14 protein-coding genes are annotated in these 12311 nt (G+C 43.6%); 5 read left to right on the forward strand and 9 right to left on the reverse strand.

Going from position 1 to position 12311, the window contains the following annotated elements; translation table 11 throughout:
• Positions 1 to 30: 30 nt before the first annotated feature.
• From AC3RCL_RS15130 to AC3RCL_RS15155, 6 genes are all read right to left on the reverse strand, one after another.
• On the reverse strand, positions 31 to 1068 hold the full coding sequence (locus tag AC3RCL_RS15130) for an HD-GYP domain-containing protein (RefSeq protein ID WP_245256185.1): 1038 nt from the start codon (positions 1066 to 1068) through the stop codon (positions 31 to 33).
• On the reverse strand, positions 1016 to 2902 hold the full coding sequence (locus AC3RCL_RS15135) for a flagellar assembly protein A (RefSeq protein ID WP_165789632.1): 1887 nt from the start codon (positions 2900 to 2902) through the stop codon (positions 1016 to 1018). Before AC3RCL_RS15135 ends, AC3RCL_RS15130 begins: the two co-directional genes overlap by 53 nt.
• Before the next feature lie 573 nt (positions 2903 to 3475).
• Positions 3476 to 4567, reverse strand: a complete 1092-nt coding sequence (locus AC3RCL_RS15140) for a Ger(x)C family spore germination protein (RefSeq protein ID WP_100537096.1) — start codon at positions 4565 to 4567, stop codon at positions 3476 to 3478.
• 1 nt (position 4568) lies between these two features.
• Positions 4569 to 5684 carry a GerAB/ArcD/ProY family transporter gene (locus AC3RCL_RS15145; protein ID WP_100537097.1) on the reverse strand — a complete coding sequence of 372 codons (1116 nt, stop codon included), beginning with the start codon at positions 5682 to 5684 and terminating at the stop codon, positions 4569 to 4571.
• A gap of 4 nt (positions 5685 to 5688) precedes the next feature.
• Entirely contained in the window at positions 5689 to 7173 is a 1485-nt protein-coding gene (locus tag AC3RCL_RS15150; protein ID WP_100537098.1) for a spore germination protein, read from the reverse strand.
• A 689-nt stretch (positions 7174 to 7862) separates the two neighbouring features.
• Complete coding sequence (locus AC3RCL_RS15155; protein WP_100537099.1) at positions 7863 to 8141, reverse strand: hypothetical protein; 279 nt, start codon at positions 8139 to 8141, stop codon at positions 7863 to 7865.
• 187 nt (positions 8142 to 8328) lie between these two features.
• On the opposite strand from AC3RCL_RS15155, the gene AC3RCL_RS15160 reads away from it, so the two are divergent.
• Genes AC3RCL_RS15160 through AC3RCL_RS15180 form a run of 5 tightly spaced genes read left to right on the forward strand, consistent with a single transcriptional unit; the run spans position 8329 to position 10642 of the window.
• Entirely contained in the window at positions 8329 to 8571 is a 243-nt protein-coding gene (locus AC3RCL_RS15160; RefSeq protein ID WP_009594190.1) for a hypothetical protein, read from the forward strand.
• 11 nt (positions 8572 to 8582) lie between these two features.
• On the forward strand, positions 8583 to 8969 hold the full coding sequence (locus AC3RCL_RS15165; RefSeq protein WP_009594188.1) for a spore coat protein: 387 nt from the start codon (positions 8583 to 8585) through the stop codon (positions 8967 to 8969).
• Positions 8966 to 10102, forward strand: coding sequence for a zinc-dependent alcohol dehydrogenase (locus AC3RCL_RS15170; protein WP_100537100.1), 1137 nt, complete (start codon positions 8966 to 8968; stop codon positions 10100 to 10102). The genes AC3RCL_RS15165 and AC3RCL_RS15170 overlap by 4 nt, the downstream gene beginning before the upstream one ends.
• A gap of 31 nt (positions 10103 to 10133) precedes the next feature.
• Positions 10134 to 10334: a hypothetical protein gene (locus tag AC3RCL_RS15175; RefSeq protein WP_100537101.1), complete on the forward strand. Its 201-nt coding sequence runs from the start codon at positions 10134 to 10136 to the stop codon at positions 10332 to 10334.
• Positions 10335 to 10345: 11 nt separating this feature from the next.
• The gene (locus AC3RCL_RS15180; RefSeq protein ID WP_009594198.1) at positions 10346 to 10642 is read left to right on the forward strand and encodes a spore coat protein; all 297 of its coding nucleotides are present in this window, start codon (positions 10346 to 10348) and stop codon (positions 10640 to 10642) included.
• A gap of 350 nt (positions 10643 to 10992) precedes the next feature.
• Here AC3RCL_RS15180 and AC3RCL_RS15185 read toward each other — a convergent pair whose 3' ends face one another.
• The 3 genes from AC3RCL_RS15185 to AC3RCL_RS15195 form a co-directional block, all read right to left on the reverse strand.
• Positions 10993 to 11202: a hypothetical protein gene (locus AC3RCL_RS15185; protein ID WP_492536124.1), complete on the reverse strand. Its 210-nt coding sequence runs from the start codon at positions 11200 to 11202 to the stop codon at positions 10993 to 10995.
• A 401-nt stretch (positions 11203 to 11603) separates the two neighbouring features.
• Positions 11604 to 11741, reverse strand: coding sequence for a helix-turn-helix domain-containing protein (locus AC3RCL_RS15190; protein ID WP_492536126.1), 138 nt, complete (start codon positions 11739 to 11741; stop codon positions 11604 to 11606).
• A gap of 255 nt (positions 11742 to 11996) precedes the next feature.
• Positions 11997 to 12203 carry a hypothetical protein gene (locus AC3RCL_RS15195; RefSeq protein WP_492536128.1) on the reverse strand — a complete coding sequence of 69 codons (207 nt, stop codon included), beginning with the start codon at positions 12201 to 12203 and terminating at the stop codon, positions 11997 to 11999.
• Between the last annotated feature and the right edge of the window lie 108 nt (positions 12204 to 12311).

A 12311-nucleotide genomic window follows, 5' to 3' on the forward strand; every position in this document is an offset into this window, starting at 1 on the left:
AGAGACTCAAAGGACCCTCCTCTGGTAAAGTTATTGGTTGTATACAAAATCCAAAATTTTATGTTCAGAATTCCGTAAATCATAAAAATTCCCATTAGCCTCTACTAAAGGATTAATAAGGTCATCTGAATGAAGCATAACGATTCGAGCTACTTGACCATCTGTCAAAATCACATGATCGCCGACCATTCTGATCATCATGTTCATTATGAAACAATGGACAACCATAGAGTCAAATAATTTATAACCACGATTATAGATTTCCTCAAACACTTGATACAAAGGTATGGGTTTCTTGTATGTTCGTTCGGAGATCATGGTATGAAACACATCAGCTACCGCTACAATCTTGCTGTAAAGTGTAATCTTCACCCCCGCAATCCTAAACGGATATCCGCTGCCATCTTCTCTTTCATGATGCTGAAGGGCAACTAGGGCTTGTTGTTCCGTCATTTCTGAAATATTCCGAATCATTTCATACCCGAAATGAGTATGAAGTTTCATCTCGGCATACTCATCGGCACTAAGGCTACTTGTTTTATTTAAGATCGAGTCAGAGATTTTGATCTTTCCAAGATCATGCAATAAACCAGCAATTGCGAGATTTTGTAGTTCTTCATCCTTTAAACCTAACCATTTACCGATTAAATATGAGATGAGGGAAACACCTATACAATGACGATAGGTATAATTATCCTTCTTACTTAGCTCCAATATAACATTCGATAGGTTGTTGATACATAATTGTTGGATCTTCGGAATTATTGCTTCTTGTATATCTTGATTGGAAAGCTGTTCGGATTGGTAACGAATCTTCTCGAAGATCGCTTGAACTTCTAAAACCGCTTCTTTTGTTAGGATTTCCGTAACATATTGGGGATCTTCTTTCCATAAATCGATACCGTGCTGATGCAAGAGATTAATATGGTGATGGTCCAAAATACAGTTCTGTGAAAGAAGCAAGCTGCCTTGCCTCGAATAGATGTTTCTTTTTAACCTTCTCCCGATGAACTGATCAATATGAATCACCCGCCTTCCAATTATGTCGTTTAAAGCTGTTGCGGTCAAACGTTTTACCCTCAATTGGGTCAAAGATGTCCATACTATATCGATCAACGGTGACCCGTCCTTCAAACATTTTCCTAATTATAATCTTATTCCCTGCCTTAAGACTGGTTGCAACGCCAGTAATCCCACCTACATACATGGCAGATATGGTATCACCTGCTTCAAGTTTTGAGCCTCGACATACAGCGTTGTCCAACAGGAAAATGATATTCCCTGCTGAATAGAGATCACATTGAATAACTCCTTCTTTTCGAATCAGGATATCTCCATTGGACTTTAATGTTGAGTTCTGTCCTTGGTTAACATTAATCTGCACATGGGATTCCTGACTTAAGGCAACTCTCATGAATGCTTCTTTTAAAATCCGAACAAAATCTTCCATACGAGGAGCTGTCATAACTTCAACAATTTTTGGGGGCTGTAAGAATAACTCCAAGTAATATTTTAATTGCTGTAGATTATCTATATTATAAGTCTGTAAACTTGAAACAACTTCAAGCAGTTCCTTTACGAGATCCCGGACTTGCTGGAATTTACTCTCTGTAATTAACAACAACACTTGTCCGTACCGCACCTGCTTGTTTTTTTTACTGATTTCATATATCAATATCCTTACGTTTTCCATCATTATTTCTAGAATTTCCATCAACTGTTTAGAGCTATTATTGAGCCTGTTGTAGAACATACCAAAATACCCGGAATATAAATGACTTCCAATGAAGCTCCCCTTCACTGCAATACTGCCGGTAGCTGTTAATGTCGAGTTGAAAACACTGCCAGACACATAAATGTTACCGAGGGATTCAATAATCATGTTATCCATAACATCGCCATGAACGATCACATCACCAGCAAACACGATATTACCTGTTTGTAAATCAACATTACCGGGTACTATATAAGCGGTGTTGATATCAAAATATTTAATATGATTACCTGTGACTCGAGGTCTCCCCTCTTTCCGAGCGATGACGATGAAATCTGATGTGATTTCTACATTATCCTTACCAGTAATGCGAATCTCCTTGACTGGATCGGGAAGCAGCACATTGCCAAATACATCATACCCTGTCAGTCCTTCAACTGCCGGTGTCTTCTTAGCAATGACATCACCGCTCTTAACAGAGGGAATGTTCATATGATTTTTATAATCCATTACTCCTCGTACCTCGTTAAAGATGTTTTCAATATTTTCAGAGAAGAACAGTTCCAGTAGTGCATCCTCACCTTGAACGGGTGCCTTACCTCTTCCGATTATTATTGGTTTAAAAGAAGGTTGCAGGATTTCGGCCTGAATCGCTGCTACATCAAGATTCATTTTAATGTTCATATTTTCAACTATCGTAAGAATATCCTGTAGGTTTACAATTTCTAAAATAATATTTAAATCTTCCTCTGCAGCGAGTGTTACATTCAATGAGGGAGTCTTCTGTTCTAACAACCACGCACACCTCTGTATGCGATTTATGGTCAAATAGGCTTCTAATTTATCTTCTGAGACCGATACCTCAAATAGAGAATTCTCTTCAATCTTCCACTCTACCACACTCTCAGAAGAAACCTTCGTTTCCTTTCTGATCTCTTGGCCATCCACCAACAGTTTAACAGGCGAGTTTGCTTTAATAGTCGGGAATTGGCCACCATTGGTTGGGTTTCCTACGATGATTTTCCCATGTTCCACCTTAATATACCCATCTGAGACCTCATAATCAGTGTTCATACTATGGGAAACTGATGGGGATGCTCCTGTCCCTTCCATTTCCTGAGAACGAGAAACTTGGTCTAGTTTTTTTAATAGCTTTAATATCTCCTGTTCATTGAAAGAATCTGACATAGGGTAACACCTCCCTTGCAAGATTGACATATGTTTAATGAGTGTAATTGAGCGATCAGCTATTAGAAGTGTTAGAAGTTTGTGCATTATGTATTAAATTTTTAGCTTTATTATATTTGCGAATCGCAAACATTTCAATAATTCTACACAATTTGACATAAAAATCTTTTTGGAATAAAAGGCGAGTATGAGCTTTGAGTTTGTTCTGATTGTTTCGACTACATACCCTTGACGTTATCCTTCACTTAAATCATCGCAAAGCGAACCTGACGGACAATCCCGACTTCGCACAGTTCCTAGGATGCAACTAACTTTCGTCATCATTAAGTTGATGATTGCAGCCGCAACAATAACGTTCAGATATACTGCATCTCCTACCCGTCCATTTGCGGAGCCTGCTTTGCGTTTCGGATCAGAATCCCTTCCGAGGGCAAATGGAACCTCTGTTGACAAGCGGCCTTCTGGTTTACATGGCTGCTGGTATTGTTATCGCTGGCAGTGATCGGCCGGGAAGCCTTGATGTATGAAGCTTCGCGGCAGAACGCTTATGAACACCAGATCATTTTTTATCCATTACCGGCTTCCGCTGAGCGAATTTGTCAGCGGCTCCATAAATATCTTGTAATGTACCTCGACCTTCATTTGCGGCCATTCTTTTTGCCAATCCTTTCTTTCGATCCGACTCTGAAAAGCCCCTGAAGCGTATGATCCCATGTTTAAAGGATCCACTTTCAGCTCCTGCATTTTTTTGAAAAGCGATACGGTTTGTTTATCCATATAGGCTCCGATGTTCCGGTTAAGCTCGTCTAACTGGGCAGGGTCCAGTAAATCTTTTTTTCCGTGGTACTCCTCGATTCGGCATCGGATTTCCGTGTTAATTGTTACTCTCGTCTGTTTGCGGTCCACCTTCCAGTCGGACTTGGCGTGGACATCGCTGACGTTGACCGACAATTCTGGCAGAGAAAGATCCTGAAGGCGATGATTTTTGTACTGAAGCTGGAACATTTGTTCTTCGGTTCGGCTCAATACGGAAACCAGTTTATCTGTACGGAATAGACCGGTTCCCTCATAGGTTAAGTTATTCTGATCCGCCTGAAATACGGGCAGAACCGGATCCGCAAGCGGTGAATAGAAATTTTTCATAAATTGATGCAGATTGACGACGGTCATTTCCCCAGGGCTTCTGCTTTCATAATGCTTGAAGTTGCGATATATATAATAATCGATAAGCGGATCCTTCTTAATCTTCTTTTGCAAGTACCCCTGTAAATCTCCCCGATATACGGCCAAATAAAGGCGCATGGACAATTTGGGATCCGCTAGTATGGTGTCGATAATGGGCTGCATCCCTTGCCTTGCAAACTCCTCGCTGATGAACAGGACCCGTTTCTGGCCGGTCTTCAGCTCCCGATGATAGCTTCGGTTAAATTCTTTTTTACCCTCCTTTAGAAGATCGGTATGAAGTGTTATCATCTTTTTCTCTTCTTTGCCTAGAGGAGGCACCAGAAGGCTTATTTCCAGCATGCCGTCCTGACCCTGATCGATGGTCCAGAGAATGATAGGTGCGATTTCTTCAATAATATTGTAATCCCGGCTTGAGCATCCTGGAGTTGCAAATAGAATACCCGCCATAGCCCATAATGTGGCTTTCGTTCTCCAACTCATGTTAGGCACGCCCCTTTATTCTTACAGCGGCTACCATAAAGACGGGTACCGCCAAGAAGGATACCGCAGCGAAACAGACCTGAAGCACCGGCCAGAAATGTCCCTGTGTACCGGATTTCCAGAACCAGTGGTAGACGATGAGCATGCATAGAAACAGTACCATGAAACTCGCAATGAAGCCGGATCTGCTGGCTGGTTTCTTGGCTTTCCCCGCAATGATCCGGAGAGAACCGTAGAACAGCAGAATGAGCATAGCAATGGCAAACACATAGTGGAAAAAATGGATACAAATCATCATGATATCCAGACGTTCGAAGATCGGCGATTGCAAATAGCGAACCATGTTGATGACCGGGTAGCTGCTTTTTCTCAAATATTCCTGCCCAAAATACAACGTCGACGCGATAAACAGTGCCAGATATTCCACAATCGTCAATGCGTTCCCGATCGCCATCGGCTTAAGCAGCTTGTCCCGGGGGCTGAACCAGGCACCGATGCATATGAGGTATTCAGGTCCAGACAGCGATGCCCAGATCAGCAGCATGCCCTTCCAAATCCCTTCGTCTCGTTCTATCGGAATGATCGGGTACAGATCAGGTATCGAGGCGATAGGAGGCAAGAAGAAAGGAATGTACAGCACTATCAACCAGAACGAGCATAAATAGACAATGAAGATGAAACGAATCGTCTTCTCCATGCCTTTCACGGCCAGATAGCAGCCAACAGCAAATAGGCAAGCAAGCAGCCATTCCCTCTGGAAGGACGGCAGCACGAATTGATGTATGATTTCGGTATAGCCAAGCGTAGTCACCGTAATCTTGACAAAGATGAACAGCATTCCGATGAAGGAGAACAAACGAACCTTCCTTTCGCCGAAAAGCTCGACGAAGCCGATATAGCCTTTGCTGGCATAGGGCGAAGCGAACCATTTGGCAAGCAGCAGCAGATTAATGTTGGATATAATGCCAACAATGATGATGGCCCAGACCATATAGGGATGAACTAGATACTGGGGCATAAGCAGCACAAAGTACAGCATTTGAAGGCGATTCACGATAAGAAAGATATACTTGCCGCCAAACGTGGAATCTCTCTGGAACAACGATATTTCTGACACGCGATCATCTCCTTCGGCTGTATCTCCACTTTTTCAGGGGGCTCGAAAATATTGGCCGGCTTCTTAATGATGGCATGGGAGCCCGGATGAATAGATCCTTCCAATCTCTCCAGAAAAAAGGGGCGACCGGTGCAAAATATGGCTGTCTGAGGGAAGATAGCCCATTCAGGTGGATGAGCAGCAGAATAATACCCAGCACGACACCCAGAAGTCCGAGGTAAGAGGCTAGAATGAGCAAAGCGAAATGAACAATCGTATTGGCTTTCGTGATCATATAGTTAGGCACCAGGAATGAAGCGATGGCCGAGATTCCGACAAGCACGATCAGCACCTTGCTGGCAAAGCCTGCTTCGACTGCTGCTTGACCAATCACGATCCCCCCGATGACCCCCAGCGTTTGGCCCGACTTGGCGGGCATTCGTAGGCTGGCTTCTTTTATGATTTCCAGCGTAATCAGCATGCAGCAGGCTTCCCAGAAAGGCGTAAATGGAAGCTTGCTCCTGGAATCAAGAAGCACGAACAGGATCTGCAGCGGAACCATTTGATAATGGTGGGTCGTTAATGCCACATATAGCGGAATTAATGTGATGGAAAGAATGAAGCTTAGATAGCGGACTAGCCGAAGGAAGCTGGCCACGATCCAGCGGTTAATATAATCCTCGGGAGAATGGAACAAATGGAAGAACGTCATGGGAGCGATCAGAACAAAGGGCGTGCCTCCCACCATTATGACAAGCTTACCCGTACCGAGGTAGTATGCTGAAGCATCCGGTCGGTCGGTCTGCATAAATTGCGGAAAAACGCTGTGGACATGGTCTTCCATAAAAAAACCGAGATGGGACGCTTCCAGAATCATATCATAATCAATAGCCTCGATTTTCTCTCTGGCTACGGCGACATGCTTCGGATTGGTGATGCCTTCCATATACATGATCACGATCGTGGTTTTGCTGAGGGAACCAACTGAGTATTGTTCAGTTTTCAGATCAGGCGTCGGTAGCCGCCTGCGAATGAGCGTGATGTTTTCATCGATTTTTTCGCTGAAGCTGTCTTTAGGCCCTAAGATAATGGTTTCCGTATCGGAAGACTCGATGCTGCGACCCAAGGAACTCGGCAGAGACACCGCCCACCACCGGTTAATTCTGTCGTCGTGCACCAGCACCGAGCCCTGCATAAGAAGCAGCTTCGCTTTCTGCTGACTGGTAACTTCCGAAATACTGGACGCTGTGATACATTCGCAAACTGTATTATCGGTAAGGACACTAAGCGGCCCGATGACAGATTCATTCAGGCGCTCTAAATCGATTAAAGTTCTTATATAAATGAGAGTAATTGTCCGCTCGTCAAGAGCCGGACGTTCAATGACTTCCGCATCGGACATATTGACTAATATCTGTCTGAGGGCGTCCATTGTTAATGGGATTTCATTCTTTCCCGAGGAATCCTCGTTGCTGCGGTCAAGCACGTTCGTTAACTTGTTCCATACCATGGTTACCATCACCTGAACATGTATTTTGCACAACGAGGTTATTATGAACCTTTGCAGGTGATTTCATCCAAGCAATTGGTTGGCTTAAATCTGAATTTTTCAATAAAAACTGTTTTATCATTAGTAATACCAAGTACAGATCAACAAACAGTGGTTCTAAAAATTATGAGGACAACATGTTAGAATTGTGTAACAAGCCAAAGAACCCTTGATTTATCAGCAGAGGTTGCAATGTTTTTGTGAATATGTAGTTTACATAGTAAAAGATCAAGTTTTATATTCGCTTCTGTATCAGCGGCGTTATGGTGACGATAAAAAATACAATGAAGCCGACGGTAGCACAATTTAACATGATGTATACCGTTTCCCTTCCTGAGTTGCTTTCGATGCGTAATCATATCCGGATCCGATAAAGTTTTTTGGAAATGTCTGAGACAGCTCAAAAAACAAAAAGCTTCGGCACAAGCCGAAGCCTTTTGAAGGTAACTCTCCGTGTTCTATGACAAAAACGTTGCTCCGAGCGTTTCGCAGGTCATTTGCCCCTGCGGAGAATATTGGCGTAAGTTCGGTAACATCATCCACAGCGTCTACTCGACAATAGACATACGACATACCTCGACATTAGTGCCCCTACTTGTATCCGAAAAAGAAGGGAAATCTCTGCCAAGCTTATCAGCTCCAAGACCGTTTTATTGTTGGTCCGGCAGACGTAATGCGTTTGCTGAAGTTTGCGCTTGATCTAAGAATTCCTCTGCTCGGGTCAATTGCTGCCGGGCCGTCTCCAACGCTTGTGAATTTGTTGCATTAGATTCATTTAACGAGCTTATTGCCTGATTTAAAGCTGTCTCCACCTCAGAAACCGCGTTAGATGCATGCTGCTCCAGTGTATTTCCACTCGAGTTAAGTGAACCCTCTGCCGGTTTTCTTGCATTTTCGGTGGCTAGAACAATTTTGTTTTTATTTGGCACAGTGAGTCCTCCTCCCTTTTGCAAGATCATTTAAAACAGAAATAAGTATCGGATTAAGATTTTGTTTATATTCTTGCAACTGTATGGGAATATTCGGATCTTCCAGCTCCCGCAATCCATTTTAGTATAAGATCCGATTCGTTGGAAAATCTAACGTTGATGAAAAAAAGGAGGTGATCATTTCTCCATGAACAAACCAACATTAGCGCCGCACGAATCGATGGAACTGCATGAAGCTCTAAACTTTAAAACGCTGTGCCTCGCCAAGTCAAAACTGATGCAAGGCCTGGTCTTTGACCAAGAGCTAAAAGCTTTAATGCAGAAAGACGTCATTCAATCCATACAACAGATCGACGAGCTGCAAGCAATTTACGCGAAAGCTCCTTTCCAAGCACCTGTTCCGAGTAGTCCGACACCTATAACACATTAAGGGGAGCTCAAATGAATACCGATTATTTAGACCCGATTAATTCATTAAATATGCCGGAAATGGCAGATATGACTTTTGCCATGGACTTCCTTGTTCGTGCCAAGGAAGGTGTGCGTAATTTGTCCATCGCCCTGACGGAAGCGGCTTCACCGGATGTAAGAGCCCTTCTGCACACTCAGCTTAAACAAGGTATTGCTATGCACCAAGAAATCACGGAGCTCATGATTCGCAAAAAGTGGTTCCATCCTTACGAACTGAACGAACAGTACCAACTCGACCAGCTTTCAGCGAAAAATACGGTGATGATCGGGCAGATGAATTTGTTCCCGGATGATACGTCGCGTAAAGGGATGTTTGATCGGACCCCAGATGAACATATTGGAGGACATAAAGCATGAAGGCGGTAACGTATCAAGGGATTAAGAATGTCGTGGTCAAAGAGGTGCCGGATCCGAAGATAGAGAAACCGGACGATATGATCGTAAGAGTCACCAGTTCCGCCATTTGCGGTTCGGACCTTCACCTGATTCACGGAATGATCCCTAACCTTCAGGAAAACTATGTCATCGGGCATGAGCCGATGGGGATCGTAGAAGAAGTAGGTCCTGGAGTGACCAAGGTAAAGAAAGGCGACCGGGTGATCATCCCTTTCAACATCGCATGCGGAGAATGCTTTTACTGTAAGAATCAGCTGGAAAGCCAATGTGACAATTCAAACGAACACGGGGATATGGGCGCATATTTCGGCTACTCCGGAACGACCGGCGGATATCCTGGCGGGCAAGCCGAGTATTTACGGGTTCCATTTGCCAATTTTACCCACTTTAAGATTCCTGAAAACTGCGAACAACCGGACGAAAAGCTCAGCTTGATCGCTGATGCCATGACGACGGCATTCTGGAGCGTAGACAACGCCGGCGTAAAGAATGGAGATACGGTCATCGTGCTCGGCTGCGGTCCGGTCGGACTCCTGGCCCAGAAATTCTGCTGGCTGAAAGGAGCTAAGCGGGTTATAGCCGTCGACTATGTCGATTACCGCTTACAGCATGCGAAGCGAACGAACCATGTGGAAATCGTAAACTTCGAACAGGATAAGAATATTGGGAACACTCTCAAGGAAATGACCAAAGGCGGCGCCGATGTCGTGATTGATGCGGTAGGAATGGACGGCAAGATGAGCGACCTTGAATTTTTAGCCAGCGGTTTGAAGCTGCAAGGCGGCACCATGAGCGCATTTATCATTGCATCTCAGGCTGTCCGCAAAGGCGGAACCATTCAAGTCACTGGGGTATACGGCGGACGCTATAACGGATTCCCGCTCGGTGACATCATGCAGCGAAACGTGAATATCCGTTCCGGACAAGCTCCGGTCATTCACTACATGCCATATATGTACGAGTTGGTTACGTCTGGCAAAGTGGACCCTGGCGACATTATTACGCACGTCATTCCGCTCAGTGAGGCCAAGCGGGGCTATGAAGTGTTCGATACGAAAACGGATGATTGCATTAAAGTCATCTTAAAGCCTTAAATATGAATAGATACATGGGAGGACAATCTGAATGAATTCAACTTACGCTTTGCATGAGATGCTCGAGGTGCATGAAATAGCTGCGTTCAAGACGGTTTGCATGACTAAATCTAAGACCATGCAAGCTCTGGTAACCGACCCGGAGCTCAAGCAAATTTTGCAACAAGATGCGACATTATCACAACAGCAGCTTCAGGAGCTCGGTGGAGTGCTGTCTAAAGCGACTGTATAGGAGATAAAAAAATGAACCCAATATTAGAACACATGACTGGTCTTCATATGCTGACCGATGACGTGATCGCAATGGATTTTTTGATGAACGCCAAGAGCAGCGTCAGAAACTACGCCATGGCTGTGACCGAATGTGCCACCCCCGAAATCAAGCAAATTTTGATGAAACAGCTCGATGAAGCCATAGACTCTCATGAGAAGATATCAAATTACATGGTGCAGCATGGCTTATATCATCCCTACCATATTCCAGAGCAAATTCAGCTCGATCTGAAAAACATTCAAACTGCTATGAACATTCCGTCCTGACACAGTTTTTCATCCCGGCAAAAGGCTTAAAACGACGATGGTCAGGTCCGTTTTTGATTTTAGCCGGAGACTTCAGAGAACAAAATGTTCCCCGTTATAGTCAAACAGGTTCACGTCAAAGACGGGCACCCCTTAAGGCAAGCATTTTTTGAGATGGCCCTTTCCGTAAAACTGCGGAGGGGCTTTTTCTTCTAGGAAGCAAAATTTCCCCGCCAAGTACACCATTGTCATCCGACCGCAAAAAGCCCTTAAATATTTCCTGCGCAGACGTTTTCGGGGTCAGGTGACCAATTGCGGGAATATATCATAATTTTAACTGACAAAAAAGGCAGCTCCCTGATGAGGGATAGCTACCTTCGTTTAAGATTATTATGAAAAGGTAGGCGAAGGGAATTCATCTGGAGCGTGTAATATACCCAATATGTCGAGCTGAACGGTGTACTAAGATAAAATAAATGATTAGTGGATTCAGTTACAACATAGTTGCTCATACTCGAGCAAGTGCCTGATCCAGCAACACCATCTGATGATAAACCAAACTTCGACTGATAGGCCTTCAATCCAGTAGTTACATTAGAGCCAAAACTACCATCAACAGTTGCTTATTATCTATAAGTTCTCTGATTAAAAAAAATCCGCTCATTAATATAAGACAACATGATGCAATAATTATAGCTCTTCTTAAATACTTCTTATTCATGATCACTCACCCCTTCTAAGATGTTATTTGTTGTTGAGGAAATACTTAGAAGATAGCATCAATATATCCATTCCCTCAAATTGAAAAATCGTTCAAATTTGTCACCATTACTTGGTATGTACCAGGAGATACGTTCCATATCTCTGCTGTGGTATTCGTGTATGTAAATCTCCCAGAGATGAGGACTGGCTTTCCACGATAATTTCTGTTAACGAGTGTATAATGCACGTCGGGGGTTTTAGTAGGTATTGTACGTAATCGCTACACGCGTTTGAAAGCTCTTCCGAATACATCAAGGGATTCGAAGCCGTAGTCAAATGCGATCTCCGTTATTTTATCATTGCTATTCCTTAATCGTTCGGCAGCAAGATCTAATTTGCGACCGCGTACATATGACATGAGGGTGAAGCCGGCTAACGCTACAAGCGACTCATCGGAATGTCTTCCTGCACATGCGATTCGATATAATTAAGTACGGATTGAATTCTTTGCTTATAGTCCATGGATGTGCACGCACCTCCATGGCGTTCATTGTAGCATGGAGAACAATTGGTTTCTCCATGTTTTTTCTCATATCGGCGGAGAAACACGGTTAGTACGTAATTCTGCCCGTTAGCTTAATGAAATTGCATGGAAACCCAGTTAGATATATATCTAATCGGTAATCGGCTGAATGTTCTTGTCCTTTTCGGCAATCGGTAGAAGTTCTTGTCCTCGACTCGGGACAAGAACTTCTACCGATAAAAACAAAAAAGCCGCTAAATTAGCGACTTTCAATGGGACCATGTTCTTGTCCCCCGACAAGAGATCTTCACTTCTTTGAAATAATTGTGGTTTTATATCTACTTCTGAAGTCTTCACATGCAATGTTCTCTCCTGTAAGGTGAAATGGGACATCAAGCAAATCTCTTATTGATGGCCATTCCATGTTCTTAGCTCCCTTTTAAAAAACAAGTCAATTAGCACAAT

Source organism: Paenibacillus sp. MT86, from assembly GCF_058792535.1.